At 39.3% G+C, this 21,788-nt stretch carries 20 protein-coding genes and 2 pseudogenes; 11 read left to right on the top strand and 11 right to left on the bottom strand.

Going from position 1 to position 21,788, the window contains the following annotated elements; translation table 11 throughout:
- Window positions 1-112: 112 nt before the first annotated feature.
- From AA650_RS24160 to AA650_RS24135, 6 genes are all read right to left on the bottom strand, one after another.
- Entirely contained in the window at window positions 113-1,861 is a 1,749-nt protein-coding gene (locus AA650_RS24160; RefSeq protein WP_053540972.1) for an Rqc2 family fibronectin-binding protein, read from the bottom strand.
- A gap of 415 nt (window positions 1,862-2,276) precedes the next feature.
- Entirely contained in the window at window positions 2,277-2,552 is a 276-nt protein-coding gene (locus AA650_RS28925) for a hypothetical protein (RefSeq protein ID WP_039202622.1), read from the bottom strand.
- Between the two features lie 209 nt (window positions 2,553-2,761).
- On the bottom strand, window positions 2,762-4,030 hold the full coding sequence (locus tag AA650_RS24150) for a glycosyltransferase family 4 protein (RefSeq protein ID WP_053540971.1): 1,269 nt from the start codon (window positions 4,028-4,030) through the stop codon (window positions 2,762-2,764).
- An 836-nt stretch (window positions 4,031-4,866) separates the two neighbouring features.
- Window positions 4,867-5,379 (bottom strand): RNA recognition motif domain-containing protein, encoded by a 513-nt coding sequence (locus AA650_RS24145; protein ID WP_027402959.1) that lies wholly within the window; start codon window positions 5,377-5,379, stop codon window positions 4,867-4,869.
- Between the two features lie 606 nt (window positions 5,380-5,985).
- On the bottom strand, window positions 5,986-8,112 hold the full coding sequence (locus tag AA650_RS24140) for a zinc metalloprotease HtpX (protein ID WP_053540970.1): 2,127 nt from the start codon (window positions 8,110-8,112) through the stop codon (window positions 5,986-5,988).
- Between the two features lie 241 nt (window positions 8,113-8,353).
- On the bottom strand, window positions 8,354-9,982 hold the full coding sequence (locus AA650_RS24135; RefSeq protein ID WP_053540969.1) for a peptide chain release factor 3: 1,629 nt from the start codon (window positions 9,980-9,982) through the stop codon (window positions 8,354-8,356).
- 1,629 nt (window positions 9,983-11,611) lie between these two features.
- On the opposite strand from AA650_RS24135, the gene AA650_RS24130 reads away from it, so the two are divergent.
- The 5 genes from AA650_RS24130 to AA650_RS24110 all read left to right on the top strand — a co-directional run bounded on the left by AA650_RS24130 (window position 11,612) and on the right by AA650_RS24110 (window position 14,545).
- Window positions 11,612-12,268, top strand: coding sequence for a DUF1361 domain-containing protein (locus AA650_RS24130; RefSeq protein WP_053540968.1), 657 nt, complete (start codon window positions 11,612-11,614; stop codon window positions 12,266-12,268).
- A gap of 402 nt (window positions 12,269-12,670) precedes the next feature.
- On the top strand, window positions 12,671-13,489 hold the full coding sequence (locus AA650_RS24125) for a TlyA family RNA methyltransferase (RefSeq protein WP_053541398.1): 819 nt from the start codon (window positions 12,671-12,673) through the stop codon (window positions 13,487-13,489).
- Between the two features lie 63 nt (window positions 13,490-13,552).
- Window positions 13,553-13,789: an XRE family transcriptional regulator gene (locus tag AA650_RS24120; RefSeq protein WP_053540967.1), complete on the top strand. Its 237-nt coding sequence runs from the start codon at window positions 13,553-13,555 to the stop codon at window positions 13,787-13,789.
- Window positions 13,790-13,878: 89 nt separating this feature from the next.
- Entirely contained in the window at window positions 13,879-14,151 is a 273-nt protein-coding gene (locus AA650_RS24115; protein WP_027402966.1) for an AbrB/MazE/SpoVT family DNA-binding domain-containing protein, read from the top strand.
- Window positions 14,144-14,545 (top strand): PIN domain-containing protein, encoded by a 402-nt coding sequence (locus tag AA650_RS24110; protein WP_053540966.1) that lies wholly within the window; start codon window positions 14,144-14,146, stop codon window positions 14,543-14,545. Before AA650_RS24115 ends, AA650_RS24110 begins: the two co-directional genes overlap by 8 nt.
- Here the strand turns inward: AA650_RS24110 and AA650_RS24105 are convergent.
- Window positions 14,542-14,745: a hypothetical protein gene (locus tag AA650_RS24105; RefSeq protein ID WP_053540965.1), complete on the bottom strand. Its 204-nt coding sequence runs from the start codon at window positions 14,743-14,745 to the stop codon at window positions 14,542-14,544. The two genes, AA650_RS24110 and AA650_RS24105, sit on opposite strands and share 4 nt — an antisense overlap.
- Before the next feature lie 228 nt (window positions 14,746-14,973).
- On the opposite strand from AA650_RS24105, the gene AA650_RS24100 reads away from it, so the two are divergent.
- Window positions 14,974-15,240, top strand: a complete 267-nt coding sequence (locus AA650_RS24100) for a hypothetical protein (RefSeq protein ID WP_205748504.1) — start codon at window positions 14,974-14,976, stop codon at window positions 15,238-15,240.
- Entirely contained in the window at window positions 15,233-15,655 is a 423-nt protein-coding gene (locus AA650_RS24095) for a type II toxin-antitoxin system VapC family toxin (protein ID WP_053540963.1), read from the top strand. Before AA650_RS24100 ends, AA650_RS24095 begins: the two co-directional genes overlap by 8 nt.
- A gap of 133 nt (window positions 15,656-15,788) precedes the next feature.
- Here AA650_RS24095 and AA650_RS24090 read toward each other — a convergent pair whose 3' ends face one another.
- Window positions 15,789-16,262 (bottom strand): hypothetical protein, encoded by a 474-nt coding sequence (locus tag AA650_RS24090; protein WP_199924341.1) that lies wholly within the window; start codon window positions 16,260-16,262, stop codon window positions 15,789-15,791.
- Window positions 16,263-16,309: 47 nt separating this feature from the next.
- On the opposite strand from AA650_RS24090, the gene AA650_RS24085 reads away from it, so the two are divergent.
- Window positions 16,310-17,527, top strand: a complete 1,218-nt coding sequence (locus tag AA650_RS24085; protein ID WP_053540961.1) for an eIF2A-related protein — start codon at window positions 16,310-16,312, stop codon at window positions 17,525-17,527.
- Between the two features lie 138 nt (window positions 17,528-17,665).
- Here the strand turns inward: AA650_RS24085 and AA650_RS27300 are convergent.
- Window positions 17,666-17,782 (bottom strand): annotated as a pseudogene (locus tag AA650_RS27300) (CP12 domain-containing protein); the annotation flags it as partial.
- 97 nt (window positions 17,783-17,879) lie between these two features.
- Between AA650_RS27300 and AA650_RS24080 the strand changes: the two are divergent.
- Entirely contained in the window at window positions 17,880-19,079 is a 1,200-nt protein-coding gene (locus AA650_RS24080) for an IS4 family transposase (RefSeq protein WP_053537530.1), read from the top strand.
- A gap of 21 nt (window positions 19,080-19,100) precedes the next feature.
- Here AA650_RS24080 and AA650_RS27295 read toward each other — a convergent pair.
- A pseudogene (locus AA650_RS27295) lies at window positions 19,101-19,247 on the bottom strand (CP12 domain-containing protein); the annotation flags it as partial.
- A gap of 263 nt (window positions 19,248-19,510) precedes the next feature.
- Here AA650_RS27295 and AA650_RS24075 point away from each other — a divergent pair.
- Both AA650_RS24075 and AA650_RS24070 read left to right on the top strand, forming a co-directional pair.
- Window positions 19,511-19,792 (top strand): hypothetical protein, encoded by a 282-nt coding sequence (locus tag AA650_RS24075; RefSeq protein WP_027402973.1) that lies wholly within the window; start codon window positions 19,511-19,513, stop codon window positions 19,790-19,792.
- 11 nt (window positions 19,793-19,803) lie between these two features.
- Window positions 19,804-20,196, top strand: a complete 393-nt coding sequence (locus AA650_RS24070; RefSeq protein WP_233455459.1) for a type II toxin-antitoxin system PemK/MazF family toxin — start codon at window positions 19,804-19,806, stop codon at window positions 20,194-20,196.
- A gap of 196 nt (window positions 20,197-20,392) precedes the next feature.
- Here AA650_RS24070 and AA650_RS24065 read toward each other — a convergent pair whose 3' ends face one another.
- Window positions 20,393-21,751, bottom strand: coding sequence for a GTP-binding protein (locus AA650_RS24065; RefSeq protein WP_053540959.1), 1,359 nt, complete (start codon window positions 21,749-21,751; stop codon window positions 20,393-20,395).
- Window positions 21,752-21,788 lie beyond the last annotated feature (37 nt).

The following is a 21,788-nucleotide window of genomic DNA, read 5'->3' as shown; positions in this document are numbered from 1 at the left end:
CTCTGCGCCTCTGCGTGTTCGCGCAGCGTGCCGTAGGCATAATAAAATCATACTCTTAATCAGCAACGCCAATTTTCCCAATGACAACTGACAACTGACCACTGACCACTGACTAATGACAACTGACAACTGACAACTGACCACTGACCAATTGCGGTTTTCCCCAAATAATCGTTTCTTGTTTATAAACCACAAGTCCTGGTTTAGTGCCTTTGGGTTTGTAGACGTGCTTGGGTTGGGTGTAAACTACTGGTACTTGGTCACTTTGACGGGCGCGACTGAAATAACCTGCTAGATTGGCTGTAAATTGTAAATCAGCTTCTTCTGCCACTGTACCCGGTTCTAGACGCAGGAGGACATGACTCCCCGGAATTTCTTGGGCGTGAAACCACAAATCATAGTCTCCAGCAACACGGAATGTCAGTTGATCATTTTGGATGTTATTACGACCAATGAGGACTTCAAAGCCACTCGGACTGCGGTAACGATGAAAATTAGTGCCGGGGGTGTCGTTGCTGCTACGGCTGCGATATTCTAGGTCTTCTAGATATTTTTGCCCAATTAGTTCATCCCGGATTTCCTCTAAGGCTTGTAAATCTTCTGGATTTTGGTATTTGTCTATTTGCGAAATTGCGGCTTCTACTTGTTCGAGATAGTCAATTTCTGCTTGAACTGCAAATAGTAGCGGTTCAACAGCCGCACGGGCGCGTTTGAGTTTTTGGTGCTGTTTATAAAGCTTTTGGGCATTTTGGACGGCGTTTTTATCGGGCAAAAGAGCGATCGCTATTGGCTGTTCGGTTTCAAAATCTGGTAGAATTATTTCCTGCATCCCTGGTTGCCAATGGTGCAGGTTGGCCATTAATAGGTCGGCTTTTTGACGATATTCTTCAGCCTGATCTGATTGTTGCAGGCGATCGCTAAAAGTTTTCGCTTTAGTGCGTAATTTCCCCAAAATATTCAACAATTTCTGACTTAACTGATGACGCAGTTGTCCAAATAACTGTTCATTCAGTTGATCAGAATAATAACGGTAAAGTAACTCTTGAATATTCTTTGTTGGTGCAATTCCACCCCAACCCATCACCGTATATCCGGTTTCTGTCCAAGCAGGTTGAAATTTACCTGAATCTAAAGCCTGTAACCATTCTTGCCAACGTTGAAATAAATTTTGCCAATCTTGGGGAGTAAGTTCGTCAGTATTCGTATCTGGGATGATATCTGCCGCTAACAGCATCGTGTCTAGCAAAGCCGAACTTAAACCACTATAACTTTTGAGTAACTGACGTTTAATACCTCCGGGGACTAAACTTACCCGTTCTTGCCAGCGTTCGATAGATTCGCTTAAATTGGGGACTTTTCCCGTCAGTTTCGGTGGTGTTTCGTAATTTTGTCCAGTTTGAATCGGACGAACACTAGATTGTTGGTGACTAACTTGATGGGCAGCAGTGATAATTTCATTACTAGCATCAGTTAAAATCACATTACTATATTTGCCCATCACTTCCGCATAAAGGTGATACAGGGCTGTTTCTTCAGGACGACGGGCAAATTGTAAATCAATTACCCGTTCCCAAGGGGAAATCGCTTCAATTCCTACTAAGGCCAACCCACCCAATTGGTGTTTTAACTGTTGACTAAAAGTAAAAGTATCTGGGGCGCGTGGTGGTGGTTCACTAATACAAATATGGGCGGCTTGAGGATGCCAGGAAATATCCAGCCAACCCCGTTGATTCAAGGTTCGTAAAGCAATGGCAATGGTAAAGCGATCGCGCTGATATACCTGTTCTATGCGTGCAGGCAACCAATTAGTGCGGATTTCGCCACAAGCGGCGGTTAAAGCGGTAAAGTCCAGGGGTTGCAAAACAATTACCCCTTTTTCACGACAAAATTACTTTTTTCTGGATTATTTTCTTGGTTCATCTTGTTTTCTGCGAGATACCCCATCCTCAGCGCAAGCAGGATGGGGAGGGATAGCGCGTTTAATTTAATGGCTCAACGCCGTCAGTTAAAACACAAAAATCTTGTCCTCTAAATTCAGGACGCGGTAGATGTTTAGTTGTTGATACCATCTATCTACCATTTTTATATGCTGACGGGTCAAATTGAATGGTTAGTTTTTGGTCACGGATACTTCGGAACTTAGCAATCCTTAGTCCTGCTTGAGGATGCGGTTTTTTGTCTTCAGGGTGGGGTTATTGACTAAATAAATATTTTTCAGTTTACGTAACACCCAGATCCCCGACTTCTCAAAGAAGTCAGGGATCTAATCTATTAAATCATCCTTGCCAGGGTGAAGGGATAGGTGTAGTGGAAACCACCTTTTCTGCCATCAGTCTTACGGCAGTTTTCCCACAACTTGGGCATTCTACCTCTAAATACTGTGAAGATGATACATCTACCTCACATAATATCCCTTGTTTGCAGTGCCAACATTCACAAATTACCCTGCATACTGGTTCGTTGCAGTCAAGGATCTTGACGTGCTGAAAATTTTGGGATTCGCTGTCTGGTTTCCTGGGCTTCGGGAATTTTTTGATTTCTTGAACTTCCATCATTTCACCGTCTAACTGCAACTATGTTTAGAGCTTACTTGATGCTTTCCTATCTTACAACTATGCAGGAATAGTCAGTGGTCAGTGGTCAGTTGTTAGTGGTCAGTGGTCAGTTGTCAGTTGTCAGTTGTCAGTTGTCAGTTGTCATTGGGAAAATTCTTTCCCCAACTTCCCCAACTTCCCCAACTCCCCCAACTCCCCCAACTTCCCTATTTAATCGCTAATGCGGGTTCTTTAACAGATTGTTGCAACAGTTGGGTATATAGTTCATCTAACTGAGCAGCTACACCATGCCAGCTAAATTTATTAATAACACGCTTTTTAGCAGCTTTTCCTAATTCTTGCTGCCATGCAGGATTGCCCAGAATCCGATCAATAGCGTGGTTAAAAGCTGGGACATTTTGTGGCGGTACTAATAAACCAGTTTCTTCATTGACAACAGTAAATTGCAGTCCACCGACATCACTAGCGACTACAGGTGTACCGCAGGCCATAGCCTCGATAGCTACCAATCCAAAGGGTTCATAGTGGCTAGGAACAACACAAATATCCGCAGCGGCGTAATAAGCTGGCAATATCTCCCGACTCAAACAACCGGGAAAAGAGGTACATTCATTCATCCCTAATTCGTTGACAATTCCGGTAAGGCGATCGCGTTCTTTTTCATCACTATTCCCCGGTGTACAGCCACCACCAATAATCAACTGCAATTGTTTGGATTCGTAAAACTTAGATTCCCGCATTGCCCTGATCAAGGTTTCTATGCCTTTGCGGGGGTCAAATCTACCTACATATAGCACCACTTTAGCTTCTGGATCAATTCCTAAAGTAGCTCTGGCAGCTTGTCTTTCCACTGAACCAAACTGCTGAATATCTGTTCCACAGGGAATAATATCAATTTTGCCTTTTTGGGAAACAAGCGATCGCATATGTTCCAGTTCTTGGGGACTGGTGGCAACAATTCTTTCCGCTGTTTCCAATACTTGTTTTTCTACTATTAAACGTTGACTTGCCACCAGAGGAATATTTTCTATGGTCTTGTATTTGATCACCCCTAAAGAATGGTAAGTATGAACCTGTTTAGTTCCTTGTCTTTTCTTGAGTTCCATTCCTACCCAGCTAGATAACCAATAATTAGTATGCACTAAATCATAATGAATCCCAGCTTCTTTTTGAAATTCTAGTAACTGAAAGACGAAATCTGGCAAATATTGAAAACCCTGATCTCTTGGCACAAATTCCACCGGACCTGCGGTTAACCGAATAGTCCGACAATTAGGGTTATGTTGCACTATCCTTTCTTGATCAGCACTGACCCTCCGGCTAAACATATCTACCTGCCATCCTAGCTGTGCCAGGGCTTCACCCACTTGGCGGACATAAACATTTTGTCCTCCTGCCTCTTCTCTGCCTATTTCAATCGCTGGATCACCATGAACTGAAATTAAAGCAATGTGTTTTTTAGTGGTAGCTTTCATAGATTTTTTCTGTTTCCGATTTCAACAATATGGGAGTGAATTTTCAACTTGCGCTTATTAAACTGAAATCTGTGTTTTTGCGGGGAATTTTGAATAATTAATATTTATTATATTTTAACTATTGCCCAAATGTTGGTTAATTTTCCCCACTTTCTATATTTATATTTAATACCCTTGATAGATATTGTTGCCTATCTTTTGATATAGACAAACAAATATTATCTATCATGATATATTAGTTAATCCATGATAAAACCTACCTGAAGTAGCAACGCCACATCATAAGTTAGATATTTACAGTTGATTATTTACAAGGTTCAAGCAATCAAAATAATTTTCCTTAAAGTCAATACATCAAAATCAAATCGCCGAAAATATCACCTTAATTACCATTACTTTCAAAACCCTTGATTTAATTAAGCTAATTGTATTAGCTTATACTATTCCTACATTGTGAAAATTTTTGTTAATTTAGATACAGTTTTCCTAAAAAATCACAAATTTTGTGTAATCATACCGTCACACGATTTTAGATTGACGTTAGCGCAGCGAGTATTTTTCCGTTTTTCAGGACGAGGCTTGTACCAAATTTTTTTCATCTATAGCAACGGTCAAGGTGGTTAGGACATAAATTAATCATGAAACTCCGACCACAACAGGTTTTTACTCCTAACTCCTGACTGGGCCTGCGCCCCTACCTCCTGACTCCTGCTATAAAATCTAAAATTTTTCGGTCAAACTACAAAAATCGCCAAAACAAGTAGTGCAGATAACCTGATATGGCTACCTGCACTGCTTGTTGATTAAATTCGGACTTTCGTGGCTAAACAGACAATTTAGTTGGTAGTTTGTGCTGACAGCATTTGTTTTAGCTTTTCTAAATCCGCTGCCCAACGGGGATCTGGACGAAAAGCTTCGTTATCAACGCTAGTAGCAGTCTCACGCGCACTACCACCACCGCTACCGCGCCGAGATTTCTTACTTCTATCCCGACGATTACCTTCTTTATTGCCGCTAGGACTAGGGGCGCTACTACCTTGGATAATTGGTTTGGGAACTTGTTGTTGTGGTTGTTGTTCTTCACCTTCCTCACCTTTAGTCCGTGGTAAAGCTTTTTCTAGCTTAATGGGTGTATCTTTGAACATTTGACCATTATATTTTTCAATAATTTGATCTGCTTGTTCGTCATTATTCACTGTTAAAAACCCGAAACCCCGGCATTTGCCTGTTTTCCGGTCTTTAATTAGTTTGGTGGTGACAGCATCGCCTTCTTCTGCAAATACAGCTTGCAAATCTTGACGATCTATTTCTTCTTTGGGCAAATTTCCTATATATAGGCGAATGGACATGGAACATACCTCCGAATTGGGATTAAACAGGGCAAGACAAAAACAATAAATTGGCTTTGGTTTTTGAATAGATACTATGGACTAAAACTGCCACAAACCAATTTCTGCAATCCGATATTGTAGCGTGGCGTGAGTCATGCTATCAACTTATAGAATACAGTTTTTTTGTTGGGATCAAGCTTATTCGCCACGAAAGCAATTATGCAATCGTGGGCTAATATCACTTTAATTTTAGGAATTGTTAATTTAATAGCCAACTATCCACCACAGTAAATTCATTCTTCTTAATTCTTGCCCGCAGAACAAAATACCATTCCTTAACATTATCATGGTATTTTCTACGTAGCTAGTTCAGCAGAAACTTTTCCGCCAATAGCCAATAGTATTGCTTCATCGTAACATAAAACACATTTTTAAGGCAAGGGGCAAAAGATAAGGGACTTCCAATTAAAAAAATACCCAAAAATTTCTTGTGGTGCGGTACGAATTGCCCGCTAATCATCAAGGACGGGCAGGATGCCCATCCCACAAAATTGGGCAATTTATTTTTTGGTGTTCCCTAAGAGGCAGGGGACAGGGGGAATATTTCTTCCCAATGACCAATGACTAAGACCCTGTAAGCATAATATAAGCACCCCAAGCTTGGGCAACGACTGCGACGACAGTAGACCAAGCAGGATGAGGGCTATGAATTTTTTTGCCACTTTGGGTTTCTAGGGTTTGGATATCAATCCAGGGAGTTGTCCCACGTCGTAACCAACCTGTGACAGTGATTTGTCTACCAATCAAGTCTTGAGGATTGAATGACTTTCCTAACCAGGGAATATGATGTAGTTTCATTAAACCTTGGCTAGTTTGGAGGATTAGGTCTTGTGCTAAACAATTACCAATTCCGGGACGGCCTAACAGCTTACCAGTAAAACGGATTTTAGTGCTATCAATTGGTAAAATTGCTGGATCTGCTAATAAGTTGATCAAGTTTTCGTCTTTTTGAACATTTGCAGGGATAATTTCGGGAAATAAAGCATTTATTCGCATGACTGTGCCAATGCTAAAACCAATTAACATACAACCTGTAACAAAAGACCAATTATCATAAATCCATTTTAAGTTTAACAAATGTAAGGTGTATGCCGTTTGCCAAACTAACCAAATCAGACAGGCGAAGAGAAGACCAAGGGGGATTCCCAACCAAGGGGCAATTTGTAAACAGAAGGTTTGGGGCTTAATGAGGATGGGTTGTGATGGGGTTGTTTGATATAATTCGGTGTCTAAATGCCAATGGCGGGCTATTTCACAAAGACGTTCGATGCGATCGCCTATTGCTGGATGACAACTGTTGATTGTTAACCATTGACGGTAGGGATGAAAATTTTCCCATTTTAAAAATGATTCAAAAGGTAGATGACCAGCGGTGCTACCCAAAACTATGCTGTGCTGGTATGCTATGGGTGAAAGCAGATTTAGGCTTTCTAACTGCCAGCAGGTCTGTTCTTTTAACCCGACATCATGGGCTACACCAATGGATATTTTCAATAGGGCGCGAATTAGTCCATTGGGATTACCAGTAATTTCTGCGGACAGGCGATCGCTATGGTAAAGTCGCAACCGAGAATTAAGTAAAGCTGTGCCTGTGAACAGACACCAAATTCCATAGTTAATGGCTGCTAAGGCTGTACCTAGCCAACGCCAAATTTTACTGTGATGTTGATTTTCCCAAACTGACACTTGCTGATATATGCCATAAAATGGCATAGTTACGAGTAACACTAGGGACATCACTGCAAAGTCCCAACGCCCAATTTGCCCCAGGGATAAAGCATAAATAGCAGCTATTTCATCATCTGCCAGTTGTTCTAATAAGCCTTGACTAACAGTTATTCTGGCTGTGCGGGGCAGATTGCCATAACTGATGATCATGGGGGCAGTAATTGGTAGTATCCTCAGTTGGGGGGTATTCCAGTGTCGCTGTTGACAAGCCCTTTGTAATACCCTTACTGTTTCCCGACTGTAGGAGTTTAATTTTTCTTTGGGCAACTCTTCTTGACCAGAAAATCTCGTTAGCGCCCAGTCGAGTAACCAAGGGGACGATACCATTAAGATTATAAATAACCCTAGAATCAAGTCGGTAGGATCACGATATAAAATCTGGATGGGTTCTAAGTATGGCAGTTGATATAGAATTTGATTAACTGAACCTAATACAAATTTCAGCGCTTCTCGGCACGTCCAGAATAGTGCCATGAATGTGAAGAGGGCAAGTAGTCGGGAGGGAATAATATTAGGCTTGCGTAGAGGTTGCCACACTTTAGCACGTCTAGCATTTCGCCAGTAAATGCTAACGGGTTGAATATTAGTATTACCATCAGCCCCAACATAAGCGGTTTTTAGCTGTTGTGGGGGGGTATTTAAACCGGAAATAATTCCAGTCTTCGGTTTGCGGGATTTTTTCTGCTGGTTTTTGCGTTTATGCAGGTGTTCAAGAGCAAGTTTTGACCACTCTTGAACTTGGGGACTACTATTAGCGATCAAATTTTGGCACAGGACGATCGCTTTGGAGATTTCGCCAGTGCGGGCATAGGACATAACTAACCCCACTTGTGCCTGTAAACAAATCTTTTCTTCGGTTTGATTTTTGGCTAGTGGTTCAAGGTTAGCGATCGCTGTATAGTAATTCCCCTGCTTGAGGGCAGCTAAACCAGCCTCTAAACATGATTCAGCATAGGAAGGCATACAAACTTTGGTACTCCAATCTGTTCTCGGTGACAAATAGCACGCTCGTTGATATACCCTGATAATTAGGAACAGGGAATAGGGAACAGGGAATAGGGAACAGGGAATAGGGAACAGGGAATAGGGAACAGGGAACAGGGAACAGGGAACAGGAAATTATTGCCTCTTGCCCCTTGCCTCTTGCCTCCTGCCTCTTGCCTCTTGCCTCTTGCCTCCTGCCTCTTGCCTTTTGCCTCTTCCTCTAACCTTCTACTGATTGTTGATGGGAAAAGACGGGTGCGATCGCACTTAACTTCAATCCTGGATGATCACCTTCTAACTGTTGACAGTTCCATTCATTGCGGAATAACAACACAGGTCGTCCCATGCTATCTTTAACAGTGGTGGTATTGAATAAACGTCCTACCTGTTTTAAGGCTTCCCAACCACCCAAAACCCAACGGGCAACACTGTAGGGTAATAAATCAAGAATGGTTTCTACACCATATTCATTTTGTAAGCGGAACTGGACTACCTCAAATTGCAACTGACCAACCGCTGCTAAAATTGGCTCACGCTTGGCTTCATCAGTTGAATACATAATTTGTACAGCACCTTCTTCTCGCAATTCAGAAACACCTTTTTGAAACTGCTTAAATTTCGACGGGTTGGGGTTTCTCAAAGTAGCAAAAAGTTCCGGTGAGAAATAAGGAATTCCCTCATATTCTAGTTTTTGTCCTGTATAAATAGTATCGCCAATTGCGAAAACACCCGGATTATTTAAACCAATCACGTCCCCTGGATAAGCGACATCAATAGATTCTCTTTCTTGGGCAAATAGTTTTTGCGGACGAGATAGACGGACAACTTTACCAGTTCGAGCATGATTTACTGTCATATCTTTTTCAAACTTGCCTGTGCAAACCCGGACAAAAGCTACTCTATCGCGGTGTTTCGGGTCCATGTTGGCTTGCAGTTTGAAAATAAATCCGGTAAATTCTGGATAAGTGGGGGGAATATCGCCGACGCTGCTGCTATGTGTACCTGGTTTGAGGGCAAAGTCGAGGAAGTTTTCCAGGAATAATTCCACCCCAAAGTTGGTCATGGCGCTACCAAAAAATACTGGGGTCATTTTGCCAGCGTGTACCAGGTCTAAATCTAGTTCTGGACAAACTCCTTCTAAGAGTTCTAATTCGTCTTTTAATTGGTGGTAAAGTTCTTTTTCTAGTAAGGTTTCTAGTTGGGGATCGCCTATATCAAGAACAGTTTCCCTTGCTTCCTTACTACCATGAAAACTCCGTTCAAATAAATGAATTTGCTGTTGTTGGCGGTCAAATACGCCTTTAAAGCGATCGCCCATGCCAATAGGCCAATTCACTGCATAGGTCTGTAATCCCAGTTCTTTCTCAATTTCATCCAACAAATCTATAGGTTCTCTACCTGGACGGTCAAGTTTATTCACAAAGGTGAAAATGGGAATCCCCCGCATTTTACAGACTTCAAACAATTTCCGAGTTTGCGGCTCTAAACCTTTAGCCGCATCAATCAGCATGACCGCATTATCTGCCGCTGCCAAAGTCCGATAGGTGTCTTCACTAAAATCTTGGTGTCCAGGAGTGTCAAGTAAATTAATTTGACAGTTGCGATAGGCAAATTGTAACACCGTTGAAGTGACGGAAATTCCCCGTTGTTGTTCCATTGCCATCCAGTCAGAAGTCACTTTTCGCTGGTCTCTACGGGCTTTGACTGCTCCAGCTTCGTGGATAGCACCTCCGTATAATAATAGTTTTTCGGTTAAGGTAGTTTTACCAGCATCAGGGTGAGAAATAATCGCAAAGTTGCGACGCTGTTCCACCGCTTGACCTAGTTCTGTTTGCAGTTCAATGGACATATTGGTTATTTGTTTTTAACTTCATTAAATGTAATCTTTTTTAGGAGCAGGGAACAGGGAATAGGGAATAGGGAACAGGGAACAGGGAACAGGGAACAGGGAACAGATAATTGGTGAAAACTATTCCTCTTTCTTCTTCCTCCTGAACTCCTGATAGCGAAGCGCTGCTGCAAGCAGTTCGCCACCTAAGATTTCGACAATTTTGTATCAAAATTATCATCAAAGGTATTCAAAAATCCGAAATTACCGATTGTGACACTGGGGGGTGCGGAATGTGGGGTAAAAAGAAAAATTATTTGCTGTCCAACTCAGGTTACTTAACATAAATGTAGCAAATTACACTTTTTATTAAGATTATAGTATATCAGATTTCGTGTATACTGAATAAAGTAAATGGTAATACTTAATATCCATAGATATAGCAGGAATCAGGAGTCACCGAGTCAGGAGTAAAACTGGCTTTTTGTACAGATTTGAATTTAGATTTTGTACCTCCTAACTACGCAACCTGATGTATGAATAAGAAAATTAATTATGGAGATACAGTGGCTCTAGGGGAAGTATTACATACAGGCTTAATTGTTTATTAACTGCGATCGCTATTATACTAAACACGGGTGAGATTTAAACTTTTGCCAAATGACAAAGAACCCAGATGTGTAGGGGTTTAGCTCATGCTTTACCCCCACGTTTAGAATCAAACAATCAAGCCGTTTTGAGTATATTTTGTTTTGGCAGTATATACTGATTTCATAAGAGACTTCATAAGTTAATATTCGACGGAATCCAAGTGGATCAAGTTAGGGGATAAGGAAAAAATTTTGGAAAAATTACCCAACTGCACGACAATTTTAGTAGTTGATGACAATCTTGTAAATTTAAAACTTCTAAATCATACCTTAGAGGATGTTTTAAAAGTTTTTAATGTATAAACCAACCCCTCTGGTAAAACTCTCCAGTATTAAATGTTATTCCTTTTCCCTCTCCCCTTGTGAAGGGGAGGGAACTAATTTTTCCGGTTTCCCCCCTTGATAAGGGGGGTAATTTAACTTGTGTGTACACCGTAGCCTATTAGGAGAGGGTTAGGAAGAGGCTTTGAAACGGGAGCATCCCCATTTTGCAGAAATAAACTGGCGATTAGAAAGATGCCTTCGCCTTTCGTCAGGGATACACGGCTATACAAACAGAATTTACCTAAGCGCAATACTTCTCGGTCAAGCCTGAAAAGTCATTATATGGTAGGTTAGGTTGTGGAACGTAAATGTTCGCGGAGCAATGGAACGTTTACGTATCCCTGACGGGAGGCGTTAGCCATAGTGTGGCGAAGCCATAACCCAACCTACATTTCCTTAACTAACAAGTATTGCCTGTAGATCTCAATTTATGGAAAGCCCTGAAAAAATCACCATAATTCCTCTAATCAACCTTGCCACATCAAGGTTTAGTTATGATAAATCCTCAATCACCGTAAAAAATACGTAAAAGCCAAAATTTTGAAAAACAACTATTTTATGCAACTGTGATCTAAAATAGAGTCTTACACACAATGTTTTTAGAGTTATCAAAACTCCACAACTGCAAATATTGTGTCAAGAAAAAAATAACATTTATTCTATACATTTCAATTCTATGAAAGCAGAAGTGATTGAATTAATAACAACGGTTTTCCATGTTTTACGAGTTAATCTGCGGTGGATGACTTGGAATCTATTTTTGGCTTTCATCCCTTTGGCTTTAAGTGTTTGGCTATTTCGCAAAAAACGCGGAGGTTCATGGATTTGGTGGCTAGGATTTCTGAGTTTCTATGCTTTTTTACCAAATGCGCCTTATTTATTAACTGATGTTATTCATTTAATAGATGATATCCGGCGAGTTCAGTCAGTATGGATGATTACATTAGTGTTAATGCCTGTGTATTTTGTGGTCATTTTTGGCGGATTTGAGGCTTATGTCATATCTTTGATAAATTTAGGTTACTATTTACACCGAACGGGTAAAAGCAAATGGATTTTTTCTGTTGAATTAATGACTCATGCTCTTTCTGCTGTTGGTATTTATTGGGGAAGATTTTTACGGTTTAACAGTTGGGACTTTATTACTCAACCAGATGCAATAATCACGAAAGGTGTAGAGGAAATACTTGGTAAACAGCCGTTGGTAATTATTACGATTACTTTTGTAATTCTTTGGGTTTTGTATTGGTTTATGAAACGAATTACTTTGGGTTTTGTTAACAATGGTGCTACTTCACAACTAAAGGATCATCATATTCACAATATTAACTAATGACATAAGTAGGTGAACACAATAAAACCCAGAAGTGTAAAGAAAAGTAAAATCGCCCAAACCCTCTTCACTCTTGCCTCTTGCCTTGCCATAACGACGATTTTCAATGCTAACCTACTTACAGCAGAATTCAGGAGTCAGGAGTGAAATTGGTTTGCTGTTCCAATACTTGTCAGTTAAGCTCAAAAAATAGAATTACGTAGGTTGGGTTGAGGAACGAAACCCAACATTTACCAGTATTTGTTGGGTTGCTGTCCGACTTTGGATTTAGATTCTGTAACTTATTAATCTACTGTAAATTTAATATCCCTGATTTCTTAAAGAAGTTGGGGATATCAACAAAAAAATTCCTATTTAGATTTAAAATAGAAAAGCAAATATAAAAAACTATAAAAAGTGAACTTGGTGAAACAGCGATTAGATACATTATTAGTAGATTTGGGATTATGTCCCTCCCGTCAGCAAGCACAACGGCTAATTCAAGCTGGAGAAGTGACTGTAAATCAACAAATGGTTGATAAAGTCGGGACTGAAGTTGATATTACCGCAGAAATTCAAGTTAAAGAACGTCCTCCTTTTGTTTCTCGTGGTGGTGAAAAACTGGTCAAAGCTTTAGAATGTTTTGGAATTTCTGTAACTGACAGAATTTGTTTAGACGGGGGAATTTCTACAGGTGGATTTACAGATTGTTTATTACAAGCCGGCGCAAAACAAGTTTATGGTGTAGATGTTGGTTATGGACAAGTGGATTGGAAAATTAGAACTGATGAACGAGTAATTTTAAAAGAACGGACGAATTTACGCCAACTACAACCAGCAGAATTATATGCTGAAAATGCCATATTTCCTGATTTGATAGTTGTGGATGTTTCCTTTATTTCTTTAACTAAAATTTTGCCGGCGGTATGGCAATTAACACAAGCCCCCAGAGAGGCTGTATTGCTGGTAAAACCACAATTTGAGGTTGGCAAGTCTCGCATCGGCAAAAAAGGCGTTGTCCGCGATTCTGATGATCAAGCTGAGGCAATTTTTAATGTGATGAAAGGGGCGTTAGAGTTAGGATGGAAATATAAAGGTTTAACTTGGTCGCCAATCACAGGACCTGCGGGAAATATTGAATATCTTTTATGGTTGGGAATGGAAAGGGAAATCATACCCCCAACATTAGCAGCAATTCAAGAAATTACTAAACAAGTCATGCAGGAGTTTGGGAAAAAATGATGAATAATCAAGATTTTAGTTGGTGTTTTGGGTTGGCACTTACTTCGCCTCTAATCTTGTCAAATAGCATTATGTGAATTACGCCAATCTTTAAAAATATCTCAAGCTCAATTAGCTGAGAAGTTGCAAATTAAACAACCTGCTATTTCTAGATTAGAAAATCGCACTGATATGTATGTTAGTCATCTGCGAGAAGTTATTGAAGCTATGGGAGGAGAATTGAAAATAACGACAAAATTCCCTGATGTTGAAGTAACAATTACTAATTTTGAAAATTTGGCAATGGATATTGATGAGTAGGAGTTGAAGATAGGGAAAAAATTGAGATTTTTTAATTTTTAGAGTTTTGCTAAAATGTAAATGGCTATAAACCAAGGAAATATTCAGCTATGACACTTGCTAATTTATCAATTCCTCAACAATATACACTTGATATTGAACCAGAAGGACGTTTAACTTTACCCCAAGAAATCCAAGAAATACTTAATTTAGAATCTGGAGACAGATTAATTTTAACTCTTGAAGATAATGGCAAAATCCAATTAGTCAGCCTCAAACAACAAGTTAAAAAATTAAGAGGTTTATTAAAAGATAAATCACCTGATAGAAATTTGGTAAATGAACTTATTACCGAACGCAGACAGGAGTATTTAAGTGAATAAATCTGTGTTAGATGCTTCTGCATTTTTAGCTTATCTTAGAGATGAACCAGGAGCAGAAATTGTAGAAAATGCGTTGATTGATGGGTGCTATATCAGTATTATTAATTGGGTAGAGGTATTGTCAAAAGTTGTTGATTTAGGAGAATCACCAGAGGAAATTATTAAACGATTGAGAGATGAAGGATTATTAGAAAATAGTCTAGAAATTATTGCTTGCAATGAGCAAGATGCTATAACTATAGCTAAATTTCGACCTTTAACCAAAAGTACAGGATTATCATTAGGAGATCGTGCTTGTCTTGCTTTAGGTAAACGCTTGAATTTACCTGTATTAACAGCAGATAAAGTCTGGACTAGTTTATCTCTGGGAATTACAATTAATTTGATTCGTTAAAGTTCAAACTCATTTATACTTTCGGTAAATTTCGCTAACGCTTCTGCTGCTAATGCTTCGAACTTACTATCTGCAATATCACGTTCTATCTGCTCATCCCAAAGTTCATAATCTAGGTTTAAAAACCATTGTCTCAGTTTCTCAAAATCATGAGATGGAAGTGAGAGAATTGCAGTTTCAATTTGTTCAAGCTGTGACATAAATAGTTTTACCTCTTTATTCTTGAGAAAATTATAGCTTTATTTTGTCCTAGAGTTTAATCCTTGATCTCAGTGTATTTATTTTACTATACTATTAATAATTCTATTTGCACATTTATGACAACTACTAAATTTCCTGAGTATCATTGTATGATTATCCCACCCCCCAATTCCCAAAGAGCGATACATTTGCTAAAATTGCAATCATCATAACACCAATTAATCACTATGTACTCCACCAATCCACACCAAGAACTCTTACAAGCGATCTCCAACCTTAGCGATCAACAAATCCCACTTGTCTTGCAATTTATCTCATCCCTAGAAACACCTGTTAACAATTATCCAACTTCAGCTAAAACAGTTTTAGAACGAATGGGTGGTTATCCCAAATTTTTACTAGAAGGATCAGGAGATTTTTCAGATAGAGATGTACGCAAAAAAGCGATCGCTGACAGAATTCAGGCAAAACATCAGACAAGAACTCATGAATAATTATCCCCTGATTTTAATTGATACTGGAATTCTTGTTGCCTTCTATGACCGTAAAGACAAGTATCACCAACAAGTTGTTAACTTTTTTAGCACCTGTACCAGTCAACTCATCACAACAATTGCCTGTGTTACAGAAGTGATGTGGTTACTTGCCCCAAATACAAAAGTGCAGAACGAATTCTTATCTGCCTTATCAATAAGAGTTTTCTTATGCGAACATTTACTACCATCAGACTATCAAAGAATCCAAGAACTTAACACAATTTATCAAGATTTACCCGCAGATTTTACCGATTTATCGCTTATTGCCATTTCCGAAAGATTAAACATTTCTGCTATTGCCACTCTAGATAAAGACTTTAATATTTATCGCCGCTATCGCAAGCAACCATTTAATCGCATATTTTTACCTTAATTAGACGAGCAAAATTAAACTTGTATTGCTTTGAGATAAAGGAGATAAAGGGCGATAGGGCGATCGCTGACTTGTCAATTCATTTTTTGATTTGTGATAACGGAGTGCGCCATTTCCAATTATTTTACCTCTACTATACCGAAATTATCTCAACCAAAATCTGATTCATAATTTGCTGTTTCAACGAATCCGCCGCAACTGAAGCAATCATTTCCCAATCGTTTTCTGTCAACATTACCCCAAGCAATTCGCGCAACACCTGATGATTAGAAATAAACTCCTCACCAAAAAGTTCATCCCTCTGCAACACAGCTTGAATATGTTCTTTAACAGTAGATGTAGGTAGCCTGAATCTTTCCAGCAACTTCTCTCTGGCGGTAGCAGATGCTATAGAAGTCGCAGTTCCTAAATTCCAATCTTTAAGCAACAAACGCACTTCTCGATTCAAAGAAATCCGCAAAGTTTTTAAACGATAAAACAATTCAGGATTAAGTAATAATTGATCAAAACTAGAACCCCAATCTAAACCAGCACCAATATTACCTCCTACTTCTTCCTCAGCTTGAATGCTTTTTCTCAACCATTCTTTGTTAAGTAATAAATCCATCGGGTTTGCTAATTCTTGGTTAGAGGTGAACGGAATATAATTGTCGGTTGGCTTTAGAAAAACAGGATTTGAGTGAGACAGTTATACCTGATGTAAATTTTGGTTTGGCTAGTTTGTCTAATGTCAACCTGACGGGAGCAAATTTAACAGATGCTTTTTTTGCTAAGGCATTAGGATCAGTTTATTCCCTTGCTTATAGTCCAGATGGGAAATACCTGGCTACAGGAGACAGTCATGGTAGAGTTCAAATTTGGAATGCTGTAACAGGACGGGAAATATTGGCACTTTTAGGTCATAGCGGTTCGGTTTACTCAGTAGCCTGGAGTGGAGATGGTCTGACCTTGGCTAGTGGTAGTCGTGATCATACGGTGAAACTGTGGAATGTCCAGACTGGGGACTGTGTGCGAACCCTAGAGGGTCATAGCGGTTCGGTTTACTCAGTAGCCTGGAGTGGAGATGGTCTGACCTTGGCTAGTGGTAGTCGTGATCATACGGTGAAACTGTGGAATGTCCAGACTGGGGACTGTGTGCGAACCCTAGAGGGTCATAGCGGTTCGGTTTACTCAGTAGCCTGGAGTGGAGATGGTCTGACCTTGGCTAGTGGTAGTCGTGATCATACGGTGAAACTGTGGAATGTCCAGACTGGGGACTGTGTGCGAACCCTAGAGGGTCATAGCGGTTCGGTTTACTCAGTAGCCTGGAGTGGAGATAGTCAGACCTTGGCTAGTGGTAGTGATGATAATACGGTGAAACTGTGGGATGTCCAGACTGGGGACTGTGTGCGAACCCTAGAGGGTCATAGCAGTGTGGTTATGTCAGTAGCCTGGAGTGGAGATGGTCAGACCTTGGCTAGTGGTAGTGATGATAATACGGTGAAACTGTGGGATGTCCAGACTGGGGACTGTGTGCGAACCCTAGAGGGTCATAGCAGTGTGGTTATGTCAGTAGCCTGGAGTGGAGATGGTCAGACCTTGGCTAGTGGTAGTGATGATAAAACGGTGAAACTGTGGGATGTCCAGACTGGGGACTGTGTGCGAACCCTAGAGGGTCATAGCAGTGTGGTTATGTCAGTAGCCTGGAGTGGAGATGGTCAGACCTTGGCTAGTGGTAGTGATGATAAAACGGTGAAACTGTGGGATGTCCAGACTGGGGACTGTATCGCTACCTTTAACCATCAGTTATATGCAGGGTTGAAGATTCAGGGGGTGAAGGGGTTAAGCCGGGCGGAAATCTTAACTTTGAAGGCGTTGGGGGCTGTAGAATAGGGGGTTTTATATATGTACTTGAATCTCTTACTTTTACTCTTGACTAAATATCTGGTGAAAATTAAATATGTGTGATCTCAAACCAATGTAGAGACGTTCCATGGAACATCTCTACATTCTTCTTGATCTCAATCTAAATCAAAGATCGTAAATCAAACACTCCAACGCATCTGGATACATTTCGCAATAGGTTTCTAAGGCTGTTTTGCGGTGTTTTGCTTGTTTTTGATGGGCTTTTTCTGCTTGCAATTCTTCTTAACGGGTGACAAGGCGGTTGAAGATGAGATGTGGCAATAATTTGAGAAAATAAGGGAGTAAAAAAATAGGGACAAAGAAGCCCCCGAAGCAAAAAATGTTACCACAATCATATCAAACAATTTTCCGAAAGCATTTGAGTGAACAGCAGTATTTGACACTAGAGATATTGTTGTTATTAATACAGGCTCATCGCCAAGTAAAACTGTCAAAATTGGCCAGCTTGTTTCCCCAACCAATTAAATATGAAAGCAGGAAACGTAATCTACAAAGATTTTTAGGAATAGGTAAACTCTGCGTAAAATTATTATGGTTTCCATTGATAAAATATTGGATTAGACAATCGTTAACACCAAAACAACTGAATCGAGAACAGCGCCGTTATTTTCATAAAAAACAGTATCAAAAATATGGTTATTGGATGGTAGCACTGGATAGAACACAGTGGAAGGGGCGAAATATATTTATGGTGACATTGGTATGGGGTACTCATGCCCTACCACTATATTGGGAAACATTAAATCATGTCGGAAATAGTAATTTACAAACACAGAAAAGATTAATAAAGACAGCAATAAAGTTGTTAAAAAAATGTCGAATTGTGGTGTTAGCAGACAGAGAATTTCATAGTCCAAAACTGGCTAAATGGCTTGATGAGCAAGGAGTTTACTTCGCTTTACGCCAGAAGAAAAACCTTTATTTTCAAGAAAAACCTGAACAAGAATATCAAGTTCTTAAAAATCAAGGATTTAAGCCAGGAATGTCGAGATTTTATGAAAAAGTTAAATGTGGTAAAGGGGATGAATTAGGCTTATTTAATATCGCTGTTTATTGGAAGAGAAAATATCGGAACTCTGGACCAAAAGAACCTTGGTATATCTTGACGAATCTACCAACTCTCCAACAAACTTTATGCCTCTATAGATGTCGATGGGGAATTGAGCAATTCTTTAAGGATTGTAAAACTGGTGGTTATAATTTAGAGGATACTAAAGTAAATGAAACTCGCTTTTTAGCTTTAGTATTATTGATTGTCATTGCTTATAGTTTAGCCACTATGCACGGTCAACGGATGAAAAAATTAGGTATAGAGACTTATGCCGGACGTATTCAACAACATCAGGACAAGTACCCACGTCAAAGTGATTTTAGCTTTGCTCTCTACGGACAACTATGGATTTATGGTATGGAATTATGGGCTGATTTAGCTCTGAATTTAATCAATCTCAAGCCTCATAAACGCCTCTTTTTTCAACGGGGCTTTCAGGCTCTATCCCTTATGAAACAAGCTCTTTAGCCGCCTTGTCACCCGTTAAGGCAATTCTTCGACAATATCCCATGCTACTGCACAATTAGCGGAATTATTGCCATTTTCTGTACAGGTTGTCCGCGCTTCTGTAATGGCTTCAAGAATTGCTTCTTCAATGGGTTTTTTACCATTGATAACTTCGTTTAGGGAGACCATAATAATGTTACCTTTTTTGAGGGAGATAAAGGTTAATTAGGAATTTTAAGGATTGCTAATGAAGAGAATTACTCATAATTGGTAAACTCTTTTTCAGACTAACAATTCAAATAATTATTTTTAGTTAATTTATATACTTTTTGATTCTATGATGGTATAATCATGACTTAATTATTCACTAATGGAGTTTTAGCAATGCTAAATTATTAAATAATCCAAGTATTTTAGTTATAATTTAAACAGAGTATCTGTAACTTATAATTATGCGTGAATTAGCACTTCAATCTCAATCTTTACGTGAAGCCTGGGAACAAGGGTTACAAGAAGGTTTAACTCAAGTTGCACTCAATATGCTACAAGAAGGTATTGATTTATCTCTAGTAGCTAAACTAACTAATCTACCACTTGAAAAGATTCAAAATTTGCAAGTTAGTAATGTAGATGATTTGGAAATTTTAGTAAAAGATTTTCTTGAGTTAAGTGAATCATCACTCAATAAAGTTTGGCTTGAACCAGAAGAAGACGAAGCTTGGAAGGATTTATAGAATTTATGCTTATGGAAAAATTTGCTAAAGGTGACGTTATCTCTGTACCTTTTCCATTTTCTGACGCATCTGCTACTAAAAGAAGACCTGCCTTGATTATAGCAGAATCAGATAGTAATAATATTATTCTCTGTCCTATTACCAGTAAACCAGGTAGAGAATATGAAATTAAGTTAGAAGACCAGGATTTTATGTTTGGTAAACTTAATTTAAGTCCCTGTTATATTCGTCCTAACATCATTGCAACAGTTGACAAAAGTAATGTTATTAGGAATATCGGAAAATTAAGGGATGAAAAAATAAATCAAGTTATTGCTACCATTATTGAAATTTTACAAAAGCCTTGTGAACCTACACTTCCAGCATCAAAAGCATGGAAAAGAGGTAAAAATCCCAAATCATAAAGTTTGTGATGTTTACTTAGAGGTTGTTTGAAAAGTATCAGATGAAACCCATAATCTCCAAAAACCTAACCCCCCTGCCCCCCTTCCCTACCAGGGAATGGGGTTTTCAAAGCCTCTCCCCGCGTCGGGGAGAGGTTTGGAGAGGGGTCAATTTATACATTCAAAACTTTTCAAACACCCCCTTAGATTCAATCTCTCAAAACTCACCAAAAGTACCGCCTAATTCTTGCTGTAAGCGATACAAAATAGTGTTTTTATCAACTTGTGACAAAATTTCCTGAATGACAGTATTAGCGCCCAATTGACCCCAGGTACAGCCTTTTTCTAGATATAACTGGGCGGCTTTACCGACTGTATAAGCACCATAACCAGCAATTCCACCTTGGGTAATGGCACTCCCGAAAAAAGTAGTAATATTAAAGGGATTATCACCACTAGCTATGGCTGCGGCACTTTTACCTAAACCTAATATAAAACTGCTGCCAATTTCACTTAATAATAAACCACCAGAACTAAATAAAATTGTTTTTAATAATTCACTAGCTTCATAGCCAGTCATGGGTAAACCATACAATTTAGCTAATGCCCGAATTAAAGCTAAATCGGTAATTAAACCACCTATTATATCTAAAAAAGCAATAGGATTTAAACCAATAGCCAAGGCTTTATATTGGCTAAACCTCCAAATTATATCTTCTGCTTCTTTCTCGCGGATATGAACGGTTTTTTGGGCGATATTTTCTTCGGATTCTCTAGCTTGAATGAGTGCATTTAAAGCTAAAAGAGATCGTCCTTCTCGATTTAATATATTTAAGATTGTTTGCTTTAATTCATCTACTTGCGGTGGCGGTGTTTCCCATTCAGAAGTAACGCTTCCATCTGCATATTCTACTCTCACTTCCATTGGTGCAGGTTCAGCCGCTATCATGACAATTTCATCGGGTAACAATGGCTGATTTTGGGTATTTCCTGCCCCTAATTGTTGAAGATTTTTATAAATTGCATTTTTATCTGTATCGGGATATAAATCAATTTTATTAAATACCAAAATTAAAGGTTTTTGTGCTTGACGTAATTCTAATAATCCCTGATATTCAGTTCTCGTAATATCCCCAGAAACCACAAACAAGATTAAATCAGCTTGACGCGCTACGTCTCGTGCCATTTGCGCCCGTGAATCTCCGGCAATTTCATCTAAACCGGGAGTATCAATTAATTCAACTAATACCTTATCTCCTGGTTTCCAAGGTACAGAACGTGGCGATTGAGTGACACCATTTAGGGGTCCGGTTTGCAGAATTTTTTCTCCTAATAAAGAGTTTAAGACTGCTGATTTTCCCCGACTGACTAAACCAAAAGCGGCAATTCTGATAACATTGGCATCTAATTTATTGAGTGTGGCATTTAAGGTTTCTATTTCTGGTTTTAGCAAACTTGCTAATTCTGGATTTGCTGCCATTTGTCCCGATTTACGGAGATATCCATACCAAGATAATGCTTGTCTAAGACTAGCACGGGCGCGGTTTAAATGAGTTTCTTGTAGGTTACGAGTCATAGGATTTTGGATTCTGTATTTTCAGATCCCCGACTTC

Origin of the sequence: Anabaena sp. WA102 (genome assembly GCF_001277295.1) — a bacterium.
Taxonomy (GTDB): Bacteria; Cyanobacteriota; Cyanobacteriia; order Cyanobacteriales; family Nostocaceae; genus Dolichospermum; species Dolichospermum heterosporum.
This window is presented reverse-complemented; position numbering and strand designations above follow the sequence as displayed.